This is a genomic window from Streptosporangium sp. NPDC002524, assembly GCF_040295985.1.
Taxonomy (GTDB): Bacteria; Actinomycetota; Actinomycetes; order Streptosporangiales; family Streptosporangiaceae; genus Streptosporangium.
Window position 1 is genome coordinate 12,990 of the sequence record NZ_JBEOWK010000022.1, and the last position, 25,409, is coordinate 38,398.

The window sequence follows — 25,409 nt, forward strand, 5'->3', positions numbered from 1 at the left end:
CCCTCCCCGGCCGCGCCCGCCGGCCGTGCCAGCCTCGTCCGACCGTTCACAGCCTGGGCATCCATTCCACGTAGAAGATCCCCAGCCCGGCCGCGGCGCACAGGGCGGCGATCAGCCAGAAGCGGACCACGATGGTCGTCTCGGCCCAGCCCTTCAGCTCGAAGTGGTGCTGGAGCGGGGCCATCCTGAAGACCCGTTTTCCGGTCATCTTGAAGAACCCGACCTGGATGATCACCGACATGGTGATGAGCACGCACATCCCGGCGAGGATGATCAGCAGGATCTGGGTCCTGGTGGTGATGGCCAGCCCGGCGAGCACGCCGCCCAGGGCGAGCGAGCCGGTGTCGCCCATGAAGATCTTCGCGGGCGGGGCGTTCCACCACAGGAACCCGACCAGCGCGCCGAGCACCGCGGCGGCGACCACGGCCAGGTCCAGCGGGTCGCGCACCCAGTAGCAGTTGGGCCCGAGCTGGGTGGTGCAGCTGTTGCGCAGCTGCCAGTTGCCGATCAGCACGTACGAGGCGAGCACCACGCCGGTGGCGCCGCTGGCCAGGCCGTCGAGGCCGTCGGTGAGGTTCACCGCGTTGGAGAACCCGACGATCATGACCAGCACCCAGATGGTGAACCCGATGAGGCCGATGGAGGGGCCGAAGTCCCTCAGGAACGACAGGCGCGTCTCGGCCGGGGTGATCAGGTACGCGTTGGGGAAGCGGGTCACCAGGACCGCGAAGACCGCGCCGACGATGAGCTGGCCCAGTGCCTTGGCACCGCTGCGCAGGCCGAGGCTGCGCTGCTTGTAGATCTTGATGAAGTCGTCGAGGAAGCCGACCGCGCCCAGTCCCGTCATCAGGAACAGCACGAGGACGGCGGAGACCGTGGGGGGCGTGAAGCTGTACAGGTGGGCGCAGGCGAAGCCGACCAGCGCGGCGATCACGATCACGGTGCCGCCCATGGTGGGGGTGCCGCGCTTGTCGTGGTGGCCGGAGGGTCCCTCCTCCCGGATGCTCTGCCCGTAGCCGCGCCGGGAGAACAGGCGGATCGCCAGCGGCGTGCCCAGCATGGACAGCAGCAGGCTGACCGCGGCCGCGACGAGGATCTCCCTCATCGGCGGTCACCCCCGAGCAGCGCCGCGGCCACGCGTTCGAGCCCCGCCGCGCGCGGCCCCTTCACCAGCACGACGTCGCCGGGCGCCAGCATCGCCGCCAGCTCCGCGCCCGCCTGGGCGGCGTCGGCGGCGTGCGAGACCCGGGTGGCGGCCGGGACGCCGCCACCGGCCCCCAGGTCCTCGCCGAACGCGGCGACGGGCGAGGGGCCGCCGTCCGGGCCGGCGCCCGGCGGTCCCCCCGTCCCGTGGTGCGGCCCGGCGTGCGCGCCGGAGACGGCCGGCACGCGGCCCGCGTCCCGTACGGCGGCCCTCGCCCCGGCCAGGACCGGGTCCGCGTCGGGCCCGACGACGAACAGGCCCGTGAGGCCCGCGCCCCCGGCCAGGCGCCCCAGGCCCTCGTTGAGCGCGGCGCTCTCGTCACCCAGCTCGCGCAGCGCGGCGACGACCGCGAAGCGGCGGCGGTCGCCCGCGAGCGCGTCCAGCGTGCCGAAGGCGGCCCGCATGGAGTCGGGGTTGGCGTTGTAGGCGTCGTTGATCACGGTCACGCCGTCCGCGCGGTCGGTGACCTCCATCCGCCAGCGGCTGCGGGGCTCGGCCTCCGACAGCTCCTCGGCGATGGTGGCGACCGGCAGGCCGAGCTCGTAGGCGGCCGCGGCGGCGGCGAGCGCGTTCTCCACCGCGTGCTCGCCGTACAGGCGCAGGACGACCGGGGCGGCGCCGGAGGGGGTGCGCAGCGTGAAGGAGGCGCGTCCCCGCTCGTCGACGGTGACGTTCTCGGCCCGCACGGTCGCGCCCTCGGCCCGGCCGTACCAGGTGACGCGGGCGCCGGTGCGGGCGGCCATCGCGGCCACCAGCGGGTCGTCGGCGTTGAGCACGGCCACGCCCTCGGCGGGCAGCGCCTCGACCAGCTCGCCCTTGGCCCTGGCGATCTCCTCCTTGCCGCCGAAGACGCCCAGGTGGGCGGTGCCGACGTTGAGGACCACGCCGATCCTCGGCGGGGCGACGCGGGTGAGGTGGGTGATGTGCCCCGCGCTCCTCGCGCCGAGTTCCAGCACCAGGTAGCGGGTGTCCTCGCCGGACTTCAGCACGGTCAGCGGGTGGCCGATCTCGTTGTTGAACGAGCCGGACGTGGCGACCGTCGGGCCGATCCTCGCGGTGAGCCTGGCCAGCAGGTCCTTGGTGGTGGTCTTGCCCGCGGAGCCGGTGAGGCCGATCACCGTGGCCGCGGGCAGGGCCGCGCAGACCGCGGTGGCCAGGACCGTCATGGCGGCCACGGTGTCGCCCACGATGACGGCGGGCGCGTCGACGGGCCGGGAGGCGAGCACGGCGACCGCCCCGGCCGCGACGGCCTGGGCGGCGAAGTCGTGCCCGTCGACCCGTTCGCCCTTGATCGCGACGAACAGCGACCCCGGTTCGACGGCGCGGGAGTCGGTGACGACCGGGCCGCGCACCACCGCGCGTGGATCGGCCATGCCCGCGAGGGCCCCCGAGGTGATCTCGGCGATCCTGGCCAGCGGCAACGGGATCATGATGCGTCTTCCCTACTCTCCATACGTGCTTCGGCGCCCGGTGCGGTCCCTGCGCCTGGCGATCGCGTCGGCCACGACCTGCCTGTCGTCGAAGGGAAGCACCTGGTCTCCGATGTACTGGCCCTGCTCGTGGCCCTTGCCGGCCACGACGACGACGTCACCGAGACCCGCCCGGCCGATGGCCAGGTCGATGGCCGCGGCGCGGTCCGGCTCAATGATCACATGTGCGCGCCCGTCCTGGGACACGCCGAGAACTCCGTCCATCATCTCCGCGAGGATCCGCAGGGGGTCCTCAGAGCGGGGGTTGTCGCTGGTGAGAATAGCCACATCTGCCAGTCTTGCGGCGGCTTCTCCCATCATTGGGCGTTTACCACGGTCACGGTCACCTCCGCAGCCGAGCACGATGACGAGCCTGCCCTCGGTGACCTCGCGCAGCGAGCGCAGGACCGACTCGACCGCGCCGGGCTTGTGCGAGTAGTCGACGATGGCCTGGAAGTCCTCGCCGCCGGGCACCCGCTCCATCCGGCCGGGGACCCCCGCCAGCGTACCGACGCCCGCCACCGCGGCCCGCAGCGGCACACCCGCCTCCACCAGCGCGACGATCGCGCCCAGCGCGTTGGCCACGTTGAAGGGGCCGGGCAGGGCGACCGACGCGGCCTCCTCGACGCCTCCGGGGCCCACGACCGTGAAGGCGCTGCCCTCGGGGCCCAGGCGCACGTCCACGGCCCGCCAGTCGGCCTCGACGGCGCCCTCGGCGGAGAAGGTGGTCATCGGGATCTTCGCGATGCCCAGGAGCTCCCGCCCGTGGGCGTCGTCGACGTTGACGACCCCCACGCGGCTCATCTCGGGGGTGAACAGCCGGGCCTTCGTCGCGAAGTAGTCGTCGAGGTCGCGGTGGAAGTCGAGGTGGTCCTGGGACAGGTTGGTGAACAGCGCCACGTCGTAGAACACCCCGTCGACCCGGCCGAGCGCCAGCGCGTGGCTGGAGACCTCCATCGCCGCGGCGGTGACGCCCCGCTCGCGCATCAGGGCGAACAGGCCCTGCAGGTCGCTCGCCTCCGGCGTGGTGAGCCTCGGCGTGAGGCGCAGCTCACCGACGTGGATCTCCACGCCCCCGACGAGCCCGGGACTGTGCCCCGCGGCCCGCAGCCCGGCCTCCAGCATGAAGGAGACGGTGGACTTGCCGCTGGTGCCGGTGACCCCGACGACCATCACGTCCGCCACCGGGTTGCCGTACACCCAGGCGGAGACCTGCCCGAGCAGGGCGCGCGGATCGGGCACGACGAGGACCGGCAGGCCGGTCGCGACCGCGGCCCGCCTGCCCGCCTCGTCGGTCAGGATCGCGCTGGCGCCCGCGGCGAGGGCCTGGGCGGAGAAGTCGGCCCCGTGGGCCGTGGCCCCCGGCAGCGCGACGTAGAGATCTCCCCGGCACACCTGGCGCGAGTCGATGGTGATCCCCGACACCGCGGCCAGCGGGGCTCGCGACGTGCCCGAGGGCGCGCCGATGAGGCTCGCCAGCCCCGAGAGCGGACGGGGTGAACTGGTTGAGGGTCGCATTGACGACGGGGGATGCACGGCGAGAGCGTACCTTCACTCGTCACTCTCCGGCGCGTATCCGCACCGGGGACGGAGTGGTTCCGGTCGGCGGGATCTTCCCGCTCTTCAACGCGAACGTCATCACCTGCTTGAAGACCGGCGCGGCGATCTCCCCGCCGTAGTGGCCCTCCTGGGGGTCCTGGAGCACCGCCAGGACGACGAGCCGGGGCTTGTCCGCGGGGGCGAAGCCGACGAACGTCGCGGTGTATCCGCAGTAGCCCTGGCATCTGGTGTCGTAGCGCATCGCGGTGCCCGTCTTGCCCGCCACCCGGTAGCCGTCGATCGCGGCGAGGTTGCCGGTGCCCTCCTCGCTCACCGCGGCCTCCAGCATGGTGGCGACCTCCCGCGCGGTGCGCTCGCCGACCACCCGGGTCCGCTTGCCCGGCGGCGACGGCGTGAACGCGCCGTTCTCCCCCGTGGTGCCGGCCACGACCTGCGGGGTGACGCGCACCCCGCCGTTGGCGATGGTCTGGTAGACGCTCGCCGTCTGCAGCGCCGTCACCGAGACCCCCTGGCCGTACGCGATCGTGCAGCGCTGGCTGCCCGACCAGCTCTTCCAGTCGGGCAGGAGCCCGGCCTCCTCCCCCGGCAGCCCGGTGCCGGGCTTCGCGCCGAACCCGAAGCGCTGGAGCATCGAGTGGAGCTTCTCGTCGCCGATCTTCTGGGTCGCGAGGATCGTGCCCACGTTGCTGGAGGTCGCCACGATGCCGGAGAAGGTCAGGCGCTCGGTGGGGTGTGGGTGGGAGTCCTTCAGCACCCGGTCGGCGCACCTGATCTCGTCGGCGACCGTGAACAGGCTCTCCGGCCGCACGGCCCCCGACTCCAGCGCCGCCGCGGCGGTGATGACCTTGTTGGTGCTGCCCGGCTCGAAGACGTCCGTGACCGACCGGTTGACCCGGTCGGTGTCGGGGGCGTTCATCCAGTTCCTCAGGTCGAGCTCGGGCGCGTTGGCCATCGCGAGCACCCGGCCGGTCCGCGTGTCCATCACGATGGCGCTGCCGGTGCGCGCCCCGGTCGCCTTGACCTGCTCGCCGATCGCCTTCTGCGCGGCCCACTGGACGTCGCGGTCGATGGTGAGCCGCACGTCCCTGCCCTCGACGGGCGCCCGGACGGTGCTGCGGGTCATCGGGATGCGCTGCCCCCTGGCGCCCGTCTCGATGATCTGCTCGCCGTCGCGGCCCGCGAGCAGCTTGTCGTAGGTGCTCTCCAGCCCGGCCAGCCCGGTGCCGTCGGTGCCGACGAACCCCAGCAGGGTGCCCGCCAGGTCACCGCCCGGGTAGTCGCGCCGGTAGCGGTGCTTGCTGCCGACCCCCTTGAGGTCGTACGCCATGATCCGCTGGGCGAGCGCCGGGTCGACGGCCGCCGCGAGCTGCTGGTAGTGGCTGGTGCTCTGGGCCAGCTTGGCGGCGATCGGCTCCTTGGGCGTGCCCAGCTCCTTGGCCAGGATCGTCGCCACCCGGTCGCGCTGCGCGGCGGAGACCTCCGACGGGTCCACGAAGATCTCGCGGGCCTCCAGGGTGAGCGCGAGCTCGTGGCCGTTGACGTCGGTGATCGACCCCCGCCTGGCGGGCAGCTTCTCGCCCTGCACGCGCTGCTTGGCCGCCTCCGCCGTGTAGACCTTCGAGTCGAGGCCCTGGAGCTGGATGAGCCGTCCCGCGAAGATGGACAGCACGAAGGTCATCGCCATCAGGCCGATGCCGATGCGCCTGCGGGGATTGCCCAGGCGCAGCACCGCGGACGGGCGCGCCGGAGGACGGGGCGGCCTGCCGCCGCCACCACGTGTCATTGTGCGGGTGTGATCGTGGTCCCCGGGCCGCTCGCCCCCGCGCCTCGGCACGGACCGCACCCAGCCCAGCGGGTCGGGCGGCCGCGCGCCGGGACCGGACCTGCCCGCCGGGCCCGGCCTGCCCGGGGAGCCGGACCTGCCGGACGGGCCCGCGGCCGGCGGCCTCGCCGCCGAGCCCGGCCTGCCCGGCCTAGCCGACTTGTCGTATTTATCGGATTTGTCAGATCTGTCGGGCCTGCCGGAGCCCTCCGGGGCCGGTGGCCTGCCGGAACCGCCCTGGGCGGGCGGTCTCCCGGCCGAGCCCGGCCTGCCCTTGCCGGGGCCGTCGGCCGGGGACGGCCGTCCCCTGGAGGCACCCGGCCTGCCCGGCCCGTCGGCCCCCTGCCCCCTGGCGGAAGAACCGCCCCTGCCGGAACCGGCGGACGGCCTGCCCGGCTCCGCGGGAGGACCCCCCGCACGGCCGGGACCGGCCCTGCCCGGCCCGTCGGCCTCCCGGGCGCCGCCCGGGGAACCCGCGCGGCCGGAGCCGCCCGGAGCGGGCCTCCCCGAGCCGGGAGACCTGCGCGGGGACGCGGGCCCCGGGGGGTCGGGCACGCCGGGAGCCCCGGAGGGCCCGGCGTCGCCGGAACCCGGCCTGCCCGGCTTACCCGGCCTGCCGGGAACGTCCGGGGAACCGCCGGGCCTGGCCGTACGGCCGGGACCGCCGGGAGAGCGGCGGCCCGAACCTCCGGCCGGCCCTCCGGCGGAACCACCGCGGCCCTGTCCGGGACCCGGTCCGCCGCTCTCCCTCACCGGCCCGTGCCCGGCACTCGCTCCTGCCCCGCGGGCGTCCGGACGTCACCGGCGACGCCGACGGCGGGCTTGTCGGGATCGATGACACGCAAGGTGTCCCAGTCGGACCCCAGCCCCTGGAGCTCGTTGTTCCTCGCCACCGCCTCGGGCATCTCCTGCTTCATGATCGCGCTCTTCTTGCTCTCCTGCTGGATGCGCAGGTCGCTGATCTCCTTGCGCAGCCCGTTGGCCCTGAAGGAGTCCTGGGCGAGCACGGCGTTCAGCAGCAGCAGGCTGACCAGGCCGCCGCAGAGCAGGCCGACCACGAGCAGCAGGAAGGGAGCCCTCGGCGGCCGGGAGCGGCGGGGCGCCGCGGGCGCCTTGAGCTGCGCGGCCGGAGCGGCTGCGGGCGCAGGCCCGGCCGGTCTCGCAGGCCTGGTCCCGTATCCCTGCGGCACCGCGCGGGGGACGCGCACAGGGCGCGCGCCGCGGCTGGGCGCGGCGCGACGGACGTCTGTCTCACTCCTCGTCAACTGCCTCACGGATCCTCTCTGCCGCCCGACACCGGGCGGAGGCCGCCCGCGGGTTGCGGGCCACCTCCTCTTCGCTCGGAAGCTCGGCCCCCCTCGTCAGGAGCGCGAACCGCGGCTGGTGAGCCGGCAGCGGGACCGGCAGGCCGGGAGGGCCGGTTTCCCTGGTCCGCGCGGTGATGACCTGCTTCGTCAGCCGGTCCTCAAGGGAGTGGTACGCGAGCACGACGACGCGCCCGCCCAGCGTCAATGCGTCGAGCGCGGCCGGGAGCGCGCGTTCCAGCGCCGTCAACTCCGCGTTCACCTCGATTCGCAACGCCTGGAAAGTCCTTTTGGCGGGGTTTCCCCCGGTCCTGCGAGTAGCGGCCGGGATCGCCGTCCTGACGATCTCCGCAAGCCGCTTGGTAGACGTTATGGCCTCTCTGGCCCTTTCCTTGATGATTAAGTGCGCGACACGCGGGGCGAATCGTTCTTCTCCGTAATCCCGCAGGATCCGGATCAGCGCGGCGGCCGGGTAGGTGTTGACCACGACCTCGGCCGTCAGCTCCTCGTCGCGGTCCATCCGCATGTCCAGCGGCGCGTCGTAGGAGTAGGCGAAACCACGCTCGGCCTCGTCCAGCTGCGGGGAGGAGACGCCCAGGTCGAACAGCGCGGCGTCGACGCGGGGGTGCCCCACCTCGGCGAGCACCTCGGGAAGCTCGTCGGAGACCGCGCGGACCAGCGTGGTCCGATCGGCGTACGGGGCGAGCCTGGCGGTGGAGCGCTCGATGGCGGTGGAGTCGCGGTCGATCCCGATCAGGTGGAGCGCGGGGTGCGCGGCGAGCAGCGCCTCCGCGTGGCCGCCGAGGCCGAGGTTGGCGTCGACGAGGACGGGAGCGGGGCGGGCCAGCGCCGGAGCGAGCAACTCCAGCACCCGGTCGAGCATGACGGGGACGTGACCCCCAGACGTCTGGAGATCATGGTCGTGATTTTCGGCGCGCATGACGCGCAACCCCCCTCTTTCCCGCCTCGTCCCGTGGACGCGCGGCGGACGCTCACCGGTGTCTTGAAACTGGCCCCCACCCCCGGGGCCGTCCGGCCAGGTCCCCATCCGCACCCGCGTGTCCGCCCGTCACCTGACACCGGGGAAGGTGCATCAGCTGACGGGCAGGTGGTTGCGGGTGGAGACCTCGCCGAACGACGTTTTACCGATGAGTCGACCGTGGAGTCACAGAATCCCTGGCAGCACCTCCTCCGACAGATCGGCAAAAGCCTGCTCTTGGTCGGCCAGATAGGCGCTCCAGGCGTCCGCGGCCCAGATCTCCAGCCGGGTGTTGGCCCCGATGACGACGCAGTCGCGGCGCAGGCTGGCGTACTCGCGCAGAGCCTGTGGAACGGTGATCCGGCCCTGCTTGTCGGCGACCTCGTCGGAGGCGCTGGCGAAGAGGACGCGGCTGTAGTCACGGACCGCCTTGGCGGTGACCGGCGCGGTGCGCAGAGCCTCGGTTATGCGCTGGAACTCCTCTACGGGAAAGACGTAGAGGCAGCGCTCCTGGCCTTTGGTGATCACCAGACCCTCCGCCAGCTCCTCGCGGTACTTCGCCGGCAGGAACAGCCGTCCCTTGTCATCGAGACGCGGGTGGTGGGTGCCGAGGAACACCGGCCTCACCTCCCGTGCCCAGCGGAGCGCCAGGCGTCGCAGCCCTGCCCTCCACTGCGCACCACCATACTCCACTTCTCTCCACCGTCAACTGATTCCACGCCTCTTCACGACGGGTTTCGCCGCCATTTCCCCAGTTCAAATGGGGTGGTGCGGAGTGGAGGGGGTAAGCGGCCCCTCGTGCACCGTGGGCGTGTCGGGTAAGGGCGCCGAATAGGCTAAAGATCATGAAATAAACCGGAGAGCGGTGAAGAATGATGGAAGGCGGATCACCGCCTCGTCACCGGGTCGGCACACCGCCCGTACAGGATCGCGACAGTCGCCGCGCACACCAGGGCTGTTTACCCGGAATCCGCCCTGATGACCACATAAAGTCGCCGAGGGAACGTACGGCGCCGTAGTGTCGGTAAGCAGAATGAGTAACGGGATCGCAAAGATTCCGCAACGGCAACCCCCCGGCGCGCAACCGCCGCATCCTCATGGAGGCCTGGTGGCAGTAACCCATGACGTCTCACCACAGCTCGATGATCTTGTCGTCACCGCGCACCGGATCCGCCAGTCGATCGAATCGGTGATCGAGGGCAAGAGCGACGTCGTCCGCCTGACCTTGACCGTACTGCTCGCCGAGGGGCACCTCCTCATCGAGGACGTGCCGGGAGTCGGCAAGACCATGCTCGCCAAGGCGCTGGCGCGGTCCATCGACTGCCCGGTGCGCCGCGTGCAGTTCACCCCCGACCTGCTGCCGAGCGACATCACCGGAGTGAGCGCCTACAACCAGCAGACCAGGGAGTTCGAGTTCAAGCCCGGCCCGGTCTTCGCCAACATCGTGGTGGGTGACGAGATCAACCGGGCGTCGCCGAAGACCCAGTCGGCGTTGCTGGAGTGCATGGAGGAGCACCAGGTCACCGTCGACGGCGCGACCTACCGGCTCGACTCCCCCTTCATGGTGATCGCGACGCAGAACCCGATCGAGATGGAGGGCACCTACCCCCTTCCCGAGGCGCAGCGCGACCGGTTCACCGCCCGGATCGCGATGGGCTACCCCGCGCCCTCCGCGGAGCTGGAGATGCTCGACGTGCACGGCGCCGCCTCCCCGCTGGACAAGCTGGAGCCGGTGGCCACCACCGAGCAGGTGAAGGCGCTGATCGAGGCGGTGCGCGGCGTCTACGTCTCCCAGCCGATCAAGAAGTACGCGATCGACCTGGTGACCGCCACCCGCCAGTCCCCCGACCTGCGGCTGGGCGCCTCCCCCCGGTCGACCCTGCAGCTGGTCAGGGCCGCGCGGGCGCACGCCGCGCTCGCGGGCCGCGACTACGTCATCCCCGACGACCTGCAGGAATTGTGCGTCCCCGTCCTGGCGCACCGGCTGCTGCCCAGCATCGAGGCCCAGGGGCAGCGCCGCCCGCCCGAGCAGGTGATCGCCGACCTGGTCCGCCGGGTGCCCGTGCCCGAGGCCCAGGCCCGGTGACCTCCGGCCTCAAGGCGCTCACCGCCCGCGGCCGGTCCTTCCTCGCGTCCGGCGTCGCGGCGCTGCTGTGCGCCTTCATCCTCGGCGAGCACGACCTGCTCAGGATCGGCGTGCTGATCGTCTCGCTGCCGCTGCTGGCGGCCATGGTGGTCGCCCGCACCCGCTACCGGCTGAGCTGCGCCCGGCGCCTGGACCCGCCCAGGGCCGAGGTGGGCAGCGAGGCCACCGTGACGCTGCGGCTGGAGAACGTCACCCGGCTGCCGACCGGCCTGCTGATGATCGAGGACACCGTCCCCTACGCCCTCGGCGCCCGGCCCAGGTTCGTCCTGGACCGGGTGGAGGCGCAGGGGATCCGGGAGATCGACTACCGGGTCCGCTCCGACCTGCGCGGGCGGTTCGGCATCGGGCCGCTCTCCATCCGGATCAGCGACCCCTTCGGCCTGGTCGAGCTGACCAGGTCGTTCACCATCAGCGACACGCTGATGGTGACGCCCCAGGTGGTGGCCCTGCCCCACGTCCGCCTGGCGGGCGAGTGGACGGGCGGGGGCGACAGCCGTACCAGGAGCGTAGCGGCGGCCGGGGACGACGACGTCGCGCCGCGCGAGTACCGCCAGGGCGACGACCTGCGGCGGGTGCACTGGCGCTCGACCGCCAGGCACGGCGAGCTGATGGTGCGGCGCGAGGAACAGCAGTGGCAGAGCAGGGGCGCGCTGCTGCTGGACACCCGGCGCTACGCCCACCGGGGCGAGGGCCCGCGCTCGTCGTTCGAGGCGGCGGTCTCGGCCGCGGCCTCCATCGGCGTGCACCTCGCCCACGAGGGTCTCGGCCTGCGCCTGGTCACCGACCAGGGCGCCGAGCACCTCACCGACAGCGGGCTCAGCCTGTCGCTGCTGGACACCCTGGCCGTCGTACGGGCCAGCACGGCGCGGTCGCTGGAGTACGGCGTCGGCGCGCTGCGGCAGGGCGGCGGCGACGGCCTGATCGTGGCCGTGCTCGGCAAGATGGACCTCGACCAGGCCCAGGAGCTGTCCAGGGCCAGGCACGGCAACGTGACCGGCGTGGCCGTGATGCTGGACGTGGAGGCGTGGGAGCGTCCCGAGCTGGGCGAGGACGAGGAGTTCCAGGCGGCGCGGTCGGTGTTCACCGGGACGGGCTGGCGCGTCGTGCGGCTGCCCGCCGGCGCGTCGGTCGCGAGCGTGTGGCCGGACGTCGCGCAACGCGGACGGTTCGCGGCGAGCAGGGGTGGCTCATGAGACTTTCCATCGCGTCGGGTGTGGCGACCGGAGCGGTCGCGATCGCGCTCTACCCGCTCTTCCAGGGCGGCGCCTGGTTCTGGTCGAGCCTGGGCGCCATCCTGGTCGTGACCGGGATCGGCGCGCTGGCCGGCCACTACACGCTGCCCGGCTGGCTCGCGCCGCCCGCGCAGGTGCTGGCCGTGTGGATCTACCTGACGGCGACGTTCGCCGGGGACGAGGCGTGGGCGCGGGTGGTCCCCACCTGGGACTCGGTCGCCAGGCTCGACAGGCTGCTCACGACGGGCTTCGCCGACATCCAGCGGTTCGCCGCCCCGGTTCCCGACAGCACCGGCATCGTCCTGCTCACCTGCGGCGGCGTCGGCCTGATCGCCGTCCTGGTGGACCTGCTGGCCGCGCGGCTGCGCAGGGCGGCCCTCACCGGGCTGCCGCTGCTGGCGCTGTTCACGGTCCCGGCGGCGGTGGTCGCCGAGCCGATCAGCTGGCCGGCGTTCATCATCGGGGCCCTGGGCTACCTGGGGATCCTCGTCGCCGACGGGCGGGAGCGGGTCAGCCACTGGGGCCGCGCGGTGCTGGTGCGCCGCACGTCGTCCTTCACCGTCACCCGGCCCACGCCCTCCGACAGCGGGGCCCTGCGGCTCTCCGGCAGGCGTATCGGCTTCACCGCGATCGCGCTCGCCGTCCTGCTGCCCGCGCTGCTGCCCACCATGGAGCCCAACCCGCTGTTCAGCTTCGGCGTGGGCAACGGCAGGGGCGGCGGCAACTCGATCAGCATCCCGAACCCCATGGTCAACCTGCGCGGCCAGCTGTCGCTGCCGGAGAACTCCACCGTCCTGACCTACCGGGCCAGCGACAGCACGCCGCGCTACCTGAGGATGTACTCGCTCGACATCTTCGACGGCGAGCAGTGGACGATGTCGGAGCCCAGGGGCCGTCCCGAGGACCGGACCTCCGACGCGCCGATGCCCTCGCCCCCCGGCCAGAGCTCCAGCGTGCCCGTCACGCCCGCGAACCTCACCGTCACGGTGAGCGACCAGGTCAGGAGGCTGAGCTTCCTGCCCCTGCCCTACCCGGTGTCCAGGGTCACGGTGGCGGGCGACTGGCGTCCCGACCGCGACACGCTCATGGTCTTCTCCACGCGGAACACCGCGGGGGGCCTGACGTACCAGGCCGTCACCGCCGAGCCCAAGCCCACCGTGGACCGGCTCAAGGCGGCGGCCCCGCCCGCGGCGGCGATCAGGGAACGGTACCTGGCGCTGCCGGAGAACCTGCCGGACGAGATCAGGCAGCTCGCCCTCCAGGAGACCGAGCGGGGTGCCAGCCCGTACGAGCAGGCGATCCAGCTGCAGGAGTTCTTCACCGAGAGCGGCGGGTTCACCTACAGCCTGGCCACCCAGGGGCACAACGGGCCGGCGCTGACGGACTTCCTGATCCGCAACAGGACCGGCTACTGCGAGCAGTTCGCCGCCTCCATGGCGGTGCTGGCGCGCGTCCTGGGCATCCCCTCCCGGGTCGCCATCGGCTACACCGGGGGCAGCGTCACCTCCGACGGGTGGCAGGTGCGCACCCACGACTCGCACGCCTGGCCCGAGCTGTACTTCGAGGGCACCGGGTGGCTCCGCTTCGAGCCCACCCCGGCGGGCGGGGCGGGCCAGGGCAGCGCGACGGTGCCGTCCTACACCCTGCCCGAGGTGGCGCCGGACGCCCCCGACGAGCCGAGCGCGGCGCCGTCGTCGGGTCCCACCGGATCCGACTCGCCGACCGGACCGGCGAACGACCGCCGCGACGAGATCCTCGACAGGGAGTTCGGCGGCGCGCTGACCCCGGTGGACGAGGGAACGCCGCTCGCCGCGAAGATCGGCATCGGGGTCGCGATCGCGCTGCTGGTCGCGCTGATCCCCGCGCTGGTCCGCTGGCAGCTGCGGGTCCGCCGCGGCAGGTCCTACACCCGGCGGGCCGCGGACCCCGCGGGCGGGGGTCCGGCCGTCCCGGATCCCGGCGGCGCCGCCTCCCCCGCGGCCGTCAGGGAGATCCGCCGGGAGCCGGCGGTGACGGTCGCGTGGGCCGAGCTCGACGACGCCCTGTGCGACTACGGGATGTCCCGGCAGGCGAGCGAGAGCCCGCGCGCGCTGGCCGGGCGGCTGGCCGAGCAGTACCGGTTCGAGCCGGAGGCGGCCGCCGCGCTGGCGAGGATCGCCTCGGCGGTGGAGCGGACGCTCTACGCCAGGACCCCGGGCGAGATCGGTACCCTCCGCGAGGACATGCGGAGCGTGCGGCGGGCGCTGGCGGCCACCGTGACCCGCGGCAGGCGGATCAGGGCCGTGCTGCTGCCGCCCTCCACGCTCCTGCGGATGCGGGCGCTGGGCGGGCGGGTGCTGGACGGTTTCGACCGCCTGGAGAACATCCGGCTCCGCAGGCCGGTCAGGAAGGGCGCCTAGCGCCCCTCGGTGATCGGGACGCGCACGACCGCGTCCCGATCATCGAGGGGACGGCGGCCGGGTGCGCGGGCCGGGATCCCCGGCCGCTGGAGGTCTGTGAGGCCGCCGGGAGGTACGGAACAGTAACCTTCAGGATGGGGCGGCGGGCCCGGGTAGATCGTTCAAAAGCCGGGTGTCCGCCTCCGGGTCGCCGGGGCCCGGGACGACGGACCCCGGCCCTCAGAGGTGTAGGGCAACGGGATCCGTGGGGCGCGGGTGCTCCGGAAGCGTGAGACGACGGCTCGGGGAGCGCGGGTGGGAGCGGACCTCGATCGTTGAGGGGGATGGCCGACCCCGCTCGTGTCCGGCCGGTGGGCCTTCGCCCGGAGGGGCCCCACCTGCGAAAAGGAACGGCGAAACCGGGTCGCCGGGGCATGCGGGCGGACCCGGTGGATGACACGGGCCGCTCCCGTACCGGGAGTGGCCCGTCGTCACAGGGGGGATCCGTCAGGGAGAGCCGCCGTGGACGGCGGCGGACCCTGCCGGGCTAGCGTTCGTCGTGTCGACGGCGCCAGCGCTCCTCCATCCGCTCCATGAAGCTCTGGCGGGAGCCGGCCCGGCGCCCTCCCTTGCCTCGCGGCTGATCGGCCGGCGTGGCCGCGTTGGCCTCGCCGAAACCGTTCATACGCTTCCAGCTGGACAGACCCCATAGGCATGCGGCGAGCATGACCACGAAACCGCCGACGCCGAGCGGGATGCCGAGCGGGACGTTGTTGATCACGACGCCGACCATCAGCAGGACGACACCCAGGATGAAGCCGATGAAGGCCTTCACCAGGCGACGCCTGTAGTGGCTGCGGGGATCACTGATCCTGACGGTATTGGCCCACTTCGGGTCCTCGGCGTAGAGGGCCTGCTCGATCTGGTCGAGCAAGCGCTGCTCGTGCTCAGAGAGCGGCACGGCGCCTCCCAAGGACAGCCCCAGGACGGGGAAGACGGTGACGGACGACACGGGGTGTCCGAACCTCGCGGTCGGTTATCCCCAGAATACGAGGCTGTAGACGTAGACGAAAGAAAACGTCCAACGTAGTCCAAACCGGAGGCGGATTCATGGATCTATTCCATCAAACGGAGGGCGAACAAGGGAGGCCGGAAGGACTGCGTCCTGACCGAATCTGCGGGCCGCCCTGTCCATCGCCTGCTCGGCCTCCCGCCAGCCCGTCTCGCGCTCTCCGAGGCCGAGCTGCCGGGTCGCGCCGGCCGCCGGGCTGAGGTTCTCCACCCGTACGCCGACCAGCCTCAGACGGACGTTCTCCAGGCCGGAGGCGGTGTAGAGGGCGCAGGAGACGTCGTACAGGATCTTGGCGACGTCGGTGGGCTCGCGCAGGCTCCGCGACCGGGAGATGGTGGTGAAGTCGGCCCGGCGGAGCTTGACGCTGACCGTGCGGCCGACGCTGCCGCCCCGCCTGAGCCTCGCGGCGACCCGCTCCGACAGCCGGAGCAGCTCCCTGCGGATCTCCGCGGGGTCGGCGATGTCTGTGGCGAAAGTCTCTTCCGCGCCGATGCTCTTGTCGGGGACGTCGGGGGTCACCGGGCGCTCGTCGCGCCCCCAGGCGAGTGCCGCCAGGTGCGCGCCCGCCGCCTGGCCCAGCTCCCGCTGGAGCGTGTCCACCGGGACGTGGGCGAGGTCTCCGACGGTCCTGATGCCCAGGCGGGCCAGTGACCCCTCGGTGCGCTCCCCGACGCCCCACAGGGCCGCCACGGGGAGCGGGTGCAGGAAGTCGACCACCCGGTCGGCGGGCACCACGAACAGGCCGTCGGGCTTGCAGTGCTGGGAGGCGAGCTTCGCCACGAACTTGCTGCCGGCGACCCCGACGGAGCAGGTGATGCCCTGCTCGCGCTCGACCTGCTCGCGGATCATCCGGGCGATCGCCGCCGGCGGGCCGAGACGCTTGCGGGCCCCGCCGACGTCGAGGAACGCCTCGTCGGAGGCGATCGGCTCGACCTCGGGGGTGAAGGTCTGGAAGATCTCCATGACGCGCCGGGAGACCTCCGAGTATTTGCCCCGGCTGGGCGGGATGATCACCGCCTGGGGGCAGAGCCGCCGGGCCCGGGTCATGGGCATGGCCGAGTGCACCCCGAACCTCCGGGCCTCGTAGGTGGCGCTGAGCACCACCCCGCGCGCCCCGGGCGCGCCGATGATGACGGGGGTGCCCCGAAGGTCGGGACGGTCGCGCAGCTCGACGCCCGCGTAGAAGGCGTCCATGTCGACGTGGAGGATCGGGCAGCCGGTGTCGTCCGTCCCCAGATCGGAACCCGGACGCGGTATCTGCTGCTTTCTCGACACGGCGTCATTCTACGGGAACAGGCGTTCGACGCGGCGTTCACCGGTGGCCAAGGACGTGTAGTTGGGTGGCGATGTCGCGGAGCACCGGGTGCGCGGCCGCCGCCTGCTCCAGGGCGACCAGGGCGCGGGCGGCCCCGGGCTCGCCGTCGAGCAGCCTGCTGGGCACCAGGTCGGCGAAGACCCGCACGCCGTGGACCTCGCCGGGCGCGAAGCCCGTCACGGCGAGCAGCCGCTCCAGGGCCTCGCGGGTGAACCGCCTGGGCGTGGGGTCGCGATCTCCCCACCGGCCCTCGGGGTCGTCCAGGACCTGGCGGGCCTCGTCGAACCTGCCCGCGATGGAGCGGTGGAGCGCGGCGGCGAGCGGGTTGGCGGCGAGGACGCTGATCACGCCGCCCTCGCGCAGCAGGCCGGCCATCGCCTTCATCGCGCCGGCCGGATCCTCCACGTACTCGAGCACGCTGTGGCAGAGCACCAGGTCGGCGCCGCCGGCGGGGAGCAGCTCCTGCAGGTCCGCGGCGTCGCCCTGCAGTGCTCGGACCTCCACCCCCGCCTCCGCCGCGCGGCGCTCCAGCGCGGCGAGCGAGTCGGGACTGGGGTCGACGACCGTCACGGCGTGCCCGAGGTCGGCCAGGGGAACGGCGAAACCCCCCGTGCCGCCTCCGGCGTCGACGATGTCGAGCCGCTCACGGCCTGTCGCGGCCACCCGCTCGGCCAGCACGGCACTCAGGACGTCCCACACGACCGCCGTGCGGACCGCGGGAGTGCCCGCCTGCCGTGAGATGCCTACGGCGTGCAACTTCAGATCGCCTCCTCGTACGTTGACGTCCTCCGCGGCCGGAGCCACGGATTTCAGCACCCGACCGCCGGTCGGGTCTGTCGGTTCGCGGTTCTGCGGCCCGGGTCACCCCGAGCCTCCCCGCGCAGACACGGCACGCCCTGCCGCGTTCGAAACCACAGGTCCCGCATGGCTGCCGCGGGACACCCCAACCCTAACGGGTTGAACCGACAGGGCGAGAAGGCTTTCCTTCTTGCCCGGAGGACAGGGTGTTCGCCCCGAATGTCCAACGACAAGCCCAGCCTACGTCGCGCGCCCCCCGGCGCGGCCCAAGGACCATCCATACTCGCGCTTGATCGAGTCTTTTTCCGGGCGCGGTCCGGTCCCGCGGGCAAGCCGGGAGGAAAGAGGACCGGTCCCGCGGGTAAGCACGGCGGAGCCCCGCGGACGAAACCGGCGGGGAAGGGGGTGCTTCCGGTGAAGGCGAGACGGGAGCGCGCCGGGGCGGAGGCGGGGGCGGCGGCGCGCCGGGGCGGGGACGGGGGCGCCGGGCGGGGAGACCGGAGGTCCGGGCTCCCCGTGACGGCGGCCGGAGCGGGGCGGCTAGAGCTAGAGCTAGAGCGCCAGGGAGGGCTTGAGCTGCTTGAAACGGGCCATCAGCCCGTTGACGAACTGCGGCGACTCGTCGGTCGACAGCTCGGAGGCCAGGCTGACCCACTCGCTGATGACGACGCCCTCGGGGACGTCGGGCATCCACAGCAGCTCGTAGGTGCCGCCGCGCAGGAGGTTGCGGTCGACCGCCGGCATGCGGTCGAGCGTCCAGCCCTCGGAGTAGGTGGTGATCAGCTCGTCGATGCGCGCCCGGTGCCTGCACACGCCCTCGACGATCGTCGTGGTGTACTCGTTCACGGGCGGCTCGGCCCGCTGGAGACGCTCGGCGAGGACGCTGAGCGGGTCCTCGCCACGCGCCTCGGCCTCGAAGAGGATGTCCAGCGCGCGCCTGCGCGCCTTACCTCGTGCCGACATCAGGCGCGGCCGAGATAATCGCCGGTGCGGGTGTCGACCTTGACCTTCTCGCCGGTGGTGATGAAGAGCGGCACCTTGATCTCGGCGCCGGTCTCCAGCGTGGCGGGCTTGGTGCCACCGGTGGAGCGGTCGCCCTGGAGGCCGGGCTCGGTCTCGGCGACGATCAGCTCGACGGCCGCGGGCAGGTCGACGTAGAGGACGTTGCCCTCGTTGATCGCCACGGTGGCCAGCATGTTCTCCAGGAGGTAGTTGGCCGAGTCGCCGACCGCCACCCTGGTGACGTGGAGCATGTCGTAGTTCTCGGTGTCCATGAAGACGTAGTCGTCACCGTCCATGTAGGAGAACTGCATCTCGCGCTTGTCGACGTTGGCCACCTCGACCTTGACGCCCGCGTTGAAGGTCTTGTCGACGACCTTGCCCGATAGCACGTTCTTGAGCTTGGTACGGACGAACGCGCCGCCCTTGCCGGGCTTGACGTGCTGGAACTCCACGACGGCCCAGAGCTCACCGCCGTCGAGCTTGAGCACCAGGCCGTTCTTGAGGTCGTTCGTCGTCGCCACTAGTCTCTCCTGCGTACGGCCGCTCTTAAAGGACGAGCAGCTCTTTGGTCGTCCGTGTGAGAAGTTCCGGCCCGCCGTCGCGCACCACGAGCGTGTCCTCGATGCGGACGCCGCCCCTGCCGGGAAGGTAAACCCCGGGTTCAACGGTTACCGGAACTCGATCCTCTAGTCTAGCGTGCTCATGGTCGCGCTCCGGCTCTCGTGAAGATCGTCCCGGCTCCCCGAGGTCCTCCGGCCTTTCCGCGGTGTCCTCCGGTTTTCTCGGGGACAGGAACGGCTCCTCGTGGATCTGCAGCCCGACGCCGTGGCCGAGACCGTGCTTGAAGAACTCCCCGTACCCCGCCTCCTTGATCAGGTCCCGGGCGGCGGCGTCCACCTCGTGGAGCGCGGCGCCGGCCCTCGCGGCCAGGCGGCCGGCCCGCTGGGCGGCGCGGACGAGGTCGTACAGCTCGCGCTGCCACCCCGCGGGCTCGCCGATCGCCACGGTCCTGGTCATGTCGGCGTGGTAGCCCCGGTAGAGGGCCCCGAAGTCCATGGTGACCAGGTCCCCGCGCTCCAGCGGCCGGTCCGAGGGCGAGTGGTGCGGGACCGCGCCGTTGGGCCCGCTCGCGACGATCGAGTCGAAGGCGAGCCCGTCCGCGCCCAGTTCGACCATGCGGCGCTCCAGCGCCCTGGCGACCTCCTTCTCGGTGAGCCCGGGACGCAGCTCGGGCAGGACCTCGGCGAAGGCGCGGTCGGTGAGCTCGCACGCGGTACGGATGAGGCCGAGCTCGGCGTCGTCCTTGACCATGCGCACCGACTCGACCACCTTGGACAGGCGCAGGGGCTCCCCGCCCAGCCGGAAGTAGTCGGCGACGGACATGTGGTCGGCCTCGATGCCCGTCCGGCCGCTCTCCGGCAGCAGGGCCCCGGCGACGTCGGACTCCTCGATCACCTCGATGTCGGCGCAGACGCGCCGGGCGGCCCCGATGTAGCGGGAGTCGGTGGCCAGCGTGGCGGTGGCGTCCGCCCTGACCAGGACGGCCGCGTTGGAGCTGGCCAGCCCGGTCAGGTAGCGCACGTTCACGCCGCCGGTGACCAGGATCGCGTCCGCCTCGTGAGCGGGCAGCAGGGCCGCGAGGTTCGCGCGGCGACGGTTGTGGGTGGCGGTCATGGCACGCATGCTATTAACCACTTTGACCGGATGTCGCCCCGCTGGCCGGGTGTCCGCGCCGGTCGCTTACCCGTCCGCCGAGAGACGGGGGAACGGGAAGACGGATGTGTGTCCGCCCACCGGCCAGGGGGAACGGAGATCAGGAGGCGAGTTCCCTGACCCTCTCGATGAGCCGGACGCGCTCCTCGTGCGTGCCGGCCAGCGGGGTGACGTTGACGGTCGTGACGCCCGACTCGCGCATGGCCTGCAGGCGCTCGCGGACGTGCCCCTCGGGGCCGATCAGGGACATCTTCTCCAGCAGCTCGTACGGCACGAGCGCGGCGGCCTCGTCCTTCTTGCCGTCCAGGTAGAGGTTCTGGATCTGCTCGGCCTCCTTCTCGTAGCCGTACCTGCGGGCGAGGTCGTTGTAGAAGTTCCTGCCCCTGGCGCCCATGCCGCCGATGTAGAGGGCCGCCATCGGGCGGCCCAGCTCCAGCCAGCCCGAGACGTCGTCGCCGATGGCGAGCGAGGCCTGGGCGATCACGTCCAGCTCGCCCAGCGCCGGGTCCCGCCTGGCCCTGCCCGCCGCCAGGGAGGCGCCCCACACGTCGGCGGCCTTCTCCGGGACGTAGAAGATCGGCTCCCAGCCCTCGGCCAGCTCGGCGGACAGCTCGACGTTCTTGGGCCCGATGGCGGCGATCACGACGGGGATGCGCTCGCGGACCGGGTGGTTGATGAGCTTCAGCGGCTTGCCCAGGCCGGTCCCCTCCCCGGCGGGGAGCGGGACGGTGTAGTGCCTGCCCTCGTAGGTCAGGCGCTCGCGCCGCCAGACCTGGCGGCAGATCTCGATAACCTCGCGGGTGCGGCCGAGCGGCGCGGTGTACGGGACGCCGTGGAAGCCCTCGACGACCTGCGGGCCCGAGGCGCCCAGGCCGAGGGTGAAGCGGCCGTCGGAGACGTAGTCCAGGCCCGCGGCGGTCATGGCCAGCAGGGCGGGGGTGCGGGAGTAGATCGGCAGGATGCCGGAGGCGATCTGCAGCCTCTCGGTCCTCGCGGCGATGTAGCCCAGCTGGCTCACCGCGTCGAAGCTGTAGGCCTCGGCGACGAAGACGATGTCGAGACCGGCCTTCTCGTAGTCGGCCAGCTCGGCCACCGTCTCCTTGAAGCCCCCCGAGTAGTTCAGGGCCATACCGATGCGCATCGTGAGATCGTCCTTCCGCGGTGCCGACGAAACCGAATGTTGTTCCGTTGTCTCGGCGACAAAGGTTATCGACTCACCGCCGAAGCACCAAGCCCCGCGCCGTCGCCGCCGGGCCGGTAGCCTACGCATTCCGGGGTAGGGGACCCCGGAGGGGCGGACGTTCCGGGGGCGGATGCCCCTCGGAGGGTGGACGAGGAGCGGTGTGCTGAGGCAGTCGATCGTCGTGACGGCGGGAACGCTCGCCCTGATTCTCGGGGGGCACCGGCTCCTGCCTGAGCTGGGCGGTTTCACACCCGTGCTGGAGAGCCTGCTCCCCTGGCTCGGGGTCGCCGTGCCGGTCCTGCTGGTCTGCGCGCTGGCCACCCGCTCCTGGCAGGTGATCCTCGCCGCGCTGGTCCCGGCGACCGTGTGGGGCCTCATGTTCGGCCCGACGCTGCTGCGCAGCCCGCCGGGCGGGCCCAGCGACCTGTCGGTCGCCACGCTCAACGTCGGCGCGACCAACGCCGACTCGGCCGACGCCATACGGTCCGTCTCCAAGGACCGCGACCTGGTCGCGGTGCAGGAGCTGACCGTCGGCGGCCCGGCCGCGAAGGTCCTCAACGACCGCTTCCCCTACCGCTACCGGATCGCCACGGTCGGCCTGTGGAGCCGCTTCCCGATCGCCGAGTCCCGCAAGGCCGACATCGGCCTCGACTGGGCACGGGCGCTGCGCGCGGTGGTCGTCACCCCCAAGGGCAGGCTCACCGTGTACGTCATGCACCTCGCCTCCGCCCGCCCCGGCCAGACCGCCCAGCGCGACGAGACCCTCTCCTACGCCCGCAGGATGATCGACAAGGACGACAGCGAGCACCTGCTGCTGCTCGGCGACCTCAACACCGCCACCACCGACCGCAAGCGCTCCGGCCTGGTGCCGCCGCTGTCGGACGCCCAGCAGGAGGCCGGTACGGGTTTCGGCTTCACCTGGCCCGCGTCCTTCCCCGTCACCCGGCCCGACCACATCCTCTACCGAGGCATGATCGCCACCAGGGCGGGCGTCGAGCGGGCCGCGGGCAGCGACCACCGCGCCGCCGTCGCCTCACTGCGCCTGGCGGCCTAGGAGACCGGGGGTTCGGGAGGTCCGGGAGGTCCGGACGGCACGGGCGAGGGTGACCTCGATGTCCGGGACGGCTCGGGCCGGGACCGTTTCAGGCTTGGCGGGTCCGACGGCTCACACGCTTTGAGGGCTCGGGCCAGGATCGTCTCGGGCTCAACGGATCCGACGGCTCACCCGGCTCGGCGGCTCACACGGCTCGCGTGGCTTGAGGTGGTTCAGGTGGCGGGGTCCGGGCGGGCCCGGAGTGCGGACAGGTCGGCCGGGGTGTCGATGTCGGCGGGGTCGGCGACGTCGTCGCAGGGGACCGCGACCACCAGCTCGGGGTGGGCCCTCAGGAACGGGCGGGCACCGGCGTCGCCGGTCGCGAGCCTCGCGACCTCCTCGAAGTGCTCCCTGGCGATCAGCACCGGATTCCGCCGCGCGCCGCCGTAGGTGGCGACGGCGACCGAGGCGCCCTCCGCCGCCGCGTCGACGAGCCGCCGCACCGCCCGCGGGCCGACGAACGGCTGGTCCACCAGGGCGATCACCACGTGCCCGGCGGTCGCGGGGATCGCGTCCAGGCCGGCCCTGAGCGAGGAACCCATCCCCGAGTCCCAGTGCGGGTTGTGGACGGTCACCGCTCCCCGCACCCGTACGGAGGCCGCGCCGAGCACCACGACCACGGGACGGCAGCCTCCGTCGTGGAGCGCCCGCACCCCCCGGTCCACCAGCCGCTCCCCGTGGAACTCCACCAGCGCCTTGGGAGTGCCGAGCCGCGAGCCCGACCCGGCGGCCAGCAGCAGCCCGGCGCTCACCGGCCGCCCGCCCGCCGGGCCCCGGGGCTCCCCCGCCGTGTCCTCGGCTGTGTCCTCGGCCGTCTCCCCGGCCGTGTCCCCTGTCGTGTCCCCGGCAGTGCCCTCGGCAGCGCCCTTGGCGAACGCCTCCCGAGGAGGTCCCGCCTCGGGCCCCTCCGAGGTTCCCGCCGGGATTCCCGCCGGGGTTTCCGCGTCCTCGTTCACGCGCCGCCCGGTCCCTCGCCGTGGATCCTGCCGGAACCGTCGGTCAGCGGCCGGCCGGAACCGCCCCAGCGCAGCTGGATCAGTTCGGCGGCGATGGAGATCGCCGTCTCCTCGGGCGTACGCGCGCCCAGGTCCAGCCCGATCGGCGAGCGGAGCCGCTTCAGCTCGGCCTCGCCCAGCCCAGCCTGGGCGAGCCTGGCCAGCCGGTCCTCGTGGGTGCGGCGCGAGCCCATCGCGCCGACGTATCCGGCCGACGTGCGCAGGGCGACCTCGAGAAGGGGTACGTCGAACTTGGGGTCGTGGGTGAGCACGCAGATCGCGGTCCGCTCGTCCACGACGGTCGAGGTGAGATAGTCGTGCGGCCACTTGACGATCACCTCGTCGGCCTCGGGGAAGCGCTTGGCCGTGGTGAAGACCGGCCGGGCGTCGCACACGACCACGTGGTAGCCGAGGAACTTGCCGACCCTGGCGACCGCGGCGGCGAAGTCGATCGCGCCGAAGACCAGCATCCGGGGCGGCGGCGCGAAGGACTGCACGAAGACCGAAAGCTCGTCGAGCCGCCGCTGCCCCCGGGCCCCGTACCTGCGCACGCCCGTCAGCCCCTGTGCCAGCATGCCCCGGACGTCGTCGTCCACCGCGTCGTCCAGCCGGGTCACGCCCAGGGAGCCGGAGGAGCGGTCGGGCCAGACGACCCGGCGGGTGCCGACCACGCCCGGCCCCGACAGGACGGTCGCCACCGCCACCGGCTCGCGCCGCAGCACCGAGGCGGCGACCGCCCCCAGCTCGGGGAAGGTCTCCTTCGAGACGGGCTCGACGAGGATATCCAGGATGCCGCCGCAGGTCAGGCCGACGGAGAAGGCCTCGTCGTCGCTCACGCCGTACCGCTGCAGGACGGGCGCGCCCGAGGAGACCACCTCTTTGGCCAGTTCGTAGACGGCGCCCTCGACGCAGCCGCCGGAGACGCTGCCCTCGGCCTCGTCGCCGAGCACCGCCATGGACGCCCCCGGCGGGCGGGGCGCGCTGCGGAAGGTGTCGACCACGGTGGCGAGGCCGAACGTCTCCCCCGCCTCCCACCACCTCAGGATCTGTGACAAGACGTCACGCATGCGTGCCTCCCAGCAGCCTCGCGAGTTCCTCGAACGCGGCCAGGCTGTGCCCGGCCACGAAGTCGTCGATGTGGGGAAGCGCGGCCCGCATCCCGGCGGTGAGCGGCTCGTAGCCCTCCTTGCCCTTGTGCGGGTTCACCCAGATCACCCGGTGGGCCGTCCTGGACAGCCGGGCCATCTCCGCCCCCAGCGGCGAGACGTCGCCGCGTTCCCAGCCGTCGGAGGCGATCACCACCACCGCTCCCGCCGCGTCGCTCAGCGCCAGGAACCGCCGGAGCTCCTCCCCCAGGCGGGTGCCGCCGCTCCAGTCGGGAATGGCCCGGGAGACGGCGGCCATCGCGGCCGCCGGGTCGCGGTGGCGCAGCTCGGAGGTGAGCCGGGTGAGCCGGGTACCCGCGCTGAACACCTCCGTGGCCCTCGGCTCCGCCCTGACCAGCGCGTGGGCGAGCCGGAGCAGCGTGTCCGCGTACGGGGTCATGGAGCCGCTGACGTCGATCAGCAGCACGACCCTGCGGGGCCTGGTCCGGTGCGCGCGGTAGCGCAGCCCGGCGGTCTCCCCGCCCCTGCGCAGGGTCTCGCGGATGGTCGCCCTGCCGTCCAGCCGCCCCCGGCGCGAGGGCCGGAAACGCCGCGACGGGCGCCGCTCCCTGCCCGCCCGCAGCAGGGCGAGCAGCCGGTGCGCCTCGGCGAGCTCCGCGGCCGTCATCCCGGCCACGTCGCGGGTGCGCAGCACCTCCGTCGCGCTCGCGGTCGCCGCGAGGGCCGGGGGCTCACCGCTCTCCCCCCGGTCGGCGCGCACCCCCGGCCGCGCCGCGGTGTGCCGGGTGACGGTGATCGCCGCGGCTCTCGCGCGGCCCGCGCGCAGTCCCCCGAAGTAGGCCCGGAAGACCCGGTCGTAGCGGGGCAGGTCGTCGGCCGAGGCGCACAGCGTGATCCGGCCCGCCCAGTAGACGTCGTCGGGCCTGGAGGCGTCCAGGTGGGAGAGCGCGCGCAGCAGGTTCTGGGTGCGCTCGTGGTCGGCGGGCACCCCGGCGGCGCGCAGGGTCCTCGCGAAACCGGTCATGACCGCCACCAGGT

Annotated in this window: 21 protein-coding genes; 4 read left to right on the forward strand and 17 right to left on the reverse strand. The window is 72.8% G+C overall.

What is annotated here, in order from left to right:
• Positions 1-46: 46 nt before the first annotated feature.
• The 7 genes from mraY to mraZ all read right to left on the reverse strand — a co-directional run bounded on the left by mraY (position 47) and on the right by mraZ (position 8,956).
• Positions 47-1,105 (reverse strand): phospho-N-acetylmuramoyl-pentapeptide-transferase, encoded by a 1,059-nt coding sequence (gene mraY / locus ABT053_RS31600; protein ID WP_350973947.1) that lies wholly within the window; start codon positions 1,103-1,105, stop codon positions 47-49.
• Positions 1,102-2,634, reverse strand: coding sequence for a UDP-N-acetylmuramoyl-tripeptide--D-alanyl-D-alanine ligase (locus ABT053_RS31605; protein WP_350973948.1), 1,533 nt, complete (start codon positions 2,632-2,634; stop codon positions 1,102-1,104). Before ABT053_RS31605 ends, mraY begins: the two co-directional genes overlap by 4 nt.
• A 12-nt stretch (positions 2,635-2,646) precedes the next feature.
• Complete coding sequence (locus ABT053_RS31610) at positions 2,647-4,191, reverse strand: UDP-N-acetylmuramoyl-L-alanyl-D-glutamate--2,6-diaminopimelate ligase (protein ID WP_350973950.1); 1,545 nt, start codon at positions 4,189-4,191, stop codon at positions 2,647-2,649.
• Positions 4,192-4,231: 40 nt separating this feature from the next.
• Positions 4,232-5,962 carry a peptidoglycan D,D-transpeptidase FtsI family protein gene (locus ABT053_RS31615; protein WP_502991913.1) on the reverse strand — a complete coding sequence of 577 codons (1,731 nt, stop codon included), beginning with the start codon at positions 5,960-5,962 and terminating at the stop codon, positions 4,232-4,234.
• Between the two features lie 842 nt (positions 5,963-6,804).
• Complete coding sequence (locus tag ABT053_RS31620) at positions 6,805-7,263, reverse strand: hypothetical protein (protein ID WP_350973954.1); 459 nt, start codon at positions 7,261-7,263, stop codon at positions 6,805-6,807.
• A gap of 43 nt (positions 7,264-7,306) precedes the next feature.
• On the reverse strand, positions 7,307-8,299 hold the full coding sequence (gene rsmH / locus ABT053_RS31625; protein ID WP_350973956.1) for a 16S rRNA (cytosine(1402)-N(4))-methyltransferase RsmH: 993 nt from the start codon (positions 8,297-8,299) through the stop codon (positions 7,307-7,309).
• A 225-nt stretch (positions 8,300-8,524) separates the two neighbouring features.
• Positions 8,525-8,956: a division/cell wall cluster transcriptional repressor MraZ gene (gene mraZ, locus ABT053_RS31630; RefSeq protein WP_344747384.1), complete on the reverse strand. Its 432-nt coding sequence runs from the start codon at positions 8,954-8,956 to the stop codon at positions 8,525-8,527.
• A 490-nt stretch (positions 8,957-9,446) separates the two neighbouring features.
• Here mraZ and ABT053_RS31635 point away from each other — a divergent pair, with 490 nt between their 5' ends.
• Genes ABT053_RS31635 through ABT053_RS31645 form a run of 3 tightly spaced genes read left to right on the forward strand, consistent with a single transcriptional unit; the run spans position 9,447 to position 14,115 of the window.
• Entirely contained in the window at positions 9,447-10,424 is a 978-nt protein-coding gene (locus ABT053_RS31635; RefSeq protein WP_350973957.1) for an AAA family ATPase, read from the forward strand.
• Positions 10,421-11,677 carry a DUF58 domain-containing protein gene (locus ABT053_RS31640; protein ID WP_350973959.1) on the forward strand — a complete coding sequence of 419 codons (1,257 nt, stop codon included), beginning with the start codon at positions 10,421-10,423 and terminating at the stop codon, positions 11,675-11,677. Before ABT053_RS31635 ends, ABT053_RS31640 begins: the two co-directional genes overlap by 4 nt.
• Entirely contained in the window at positions 11,674-14,115 is a 2,442-nt protein-coding gene (locus tag ABT053_RS31645; protein ID WP_350973961.1) for a transglutaminase TgpA family protein, read from the forward strand. Before ABT053_RS31640 ends, ABT053_RS31645 begins: the two co-directional genes overlap by 4 nt.
• Positions 14,116-14,641: 526 nt before the next feature.
• Here ABT053_RS31645 and ABT053_RS31650 read toward each other — a convergent pair.
• The 7 genes from ABT053_RS31650 to ABT053_RS31680 all read right to left on the reverse strand — a co-directional run bounded on the left by ABT053_RS31650 (position 14,642) and on the right by ABT053_RS31680 (position 21,135).
• A complete protein-coding gene (locus ABT053_RS31650; protein WP_344747391.1) occupies positions 14,642-15,055 on the reverse strand; it encodes an SCO2097 family morphological protein in 414 nt (137 codons plus the stop codon).
• A gap of 147 nt (positions 15,056-15,202) precedes the next feature.
• Positions 15,203-16,441 carry a DNA polymerase IV gene (locus ABT053_RS31655; RefSeq protein WP_350973963.1) on the reverse strand — a complete coding sequence of 413 codons (1,239 nt, stop codon included), beginning with the start codon at positions 16,439-16,441 and terminating at the stop codon, positions 15,203-15,205.
• A gap of 37 nt (positions 16,442-16,478) precedes the next feature.
• Entirely contained in the window at positions 16,479-17,237 is a 759-nt protein-coding gene (locus tag ABT053_RS31660; protein ID WP_350973964.1) for a class I SAM-dependent methyltransferase, read from the reverse strand.
• Between the two features lie 594 nt (positions 17,238-17,831).
• Entirely contained in the window at positions 17,832-18,242 is a 411-nt protein-coding gene (gene nusB / locus ABT053_RS31665; protein ID WP_344747379.1) for a transcription antitermination factor NusB, read from the reverse strand.
• Entirely contained in the window at positions 18,242-18,802 is a 561-nt protein-coding gene (efp, locus tag ABT053_RS31670) for an elongation factor P (protein WP_344747378.1), read from the reverse strand. Before efp ends, nusB begins: the two co-directional genes overlap by 1 nt.
• 25 nt (positions 18,803-18,827) lie before the next feature.
• Positions 18,828-19,964: a M24 family metallopeptidase gene (locus tag ABT053_RS31675; protein WP_502991906.1), complete on the reverse strand. Its 1,137-nt coding sequence runs from the start codon at positions 19,962-19,964 to the stop codon at positions 18,828-18,830.
• A gap of 130 nt (positions 19,965-20,094) precedes the next feature.
• On the reverse strand, positions 20,095-21,135 hold the full coding sequence (locus ABT053_RS31680) for an LLM class F420-dependent oxidoreductase (protein ID WP_350973967.1): 1,041 nt from the start codon (positions 21,133-21,135) through the stop codon (positions 20,095-20,097).
• 202 nt (positions 21,136-21,337) lie between these two features.
• Between ABT053_RS31680 and ABT053_RS31685 the strand changes: the two genes are divergently transcribed.
• Positions 21,338-22,231 (forward strand): endonuclease/exonuclease/phosphatase family protein, encoded by an 894-nt coding sequence (locus ABT053_RS31685; RefSeq protein ID WP_350973970.1) that lies wholly within the window; start codon positions 21,338-21,340, stop codon positions 22,229-22,231.
• 212 nt (positions 22,232-22,443) lie between these two features.
• Here ABT053_RS31685 and ABT053_RS31690 read toward each other — a convergent pair whose 3' ends face one another.
• The 3 genes from ABT053_RS31690 to ABT053_RS31700 all read right to left on the reverse strand — a co-directional run bounded on the left by ABT053_RS31690 (position 22,444) and on the right by ABT053_RS31700 (position 25,395).
• Positions 22,444-23,022: a nucleotidyltransferase family protein gene (locus ABT053_RS31690; protein ID WP_350974127.1), complete on the reverse strand. Its 579-nt coding sequence runs from the start codon at positions 23,020-23,022 to the stop codon at positions 22,444-22,446.
• A gap of 200 nt (positions 23,023-23,222) precedes the next feature.
• The gene (locus ABT053_RS31695; protein ID WP_350973971.1) at positions 23,223-24,332 is read right to left on the reverse strand and encodes an XdhC family protein; all 1,110 of its coding nucleotides are present in this window, start codon (positions 24,330-24,332) and stop codon (positions 23,223-23,225) included.
• Entirely contained in the window at positions 24,325-25,395 is a 1,071-nt protein-coding gene (locus ABT053_RS31700; protein WP_350974130.1) for a vWA domain-containing protein, read from the reverse strand. The genes ABT053_RS31695 and ABT053_RS31700 overlap by 8 nt, the downstream gene beginning before the upstream one ends.
• Positions 25,396-25,409: the final 14 nt, after the last annotated feature.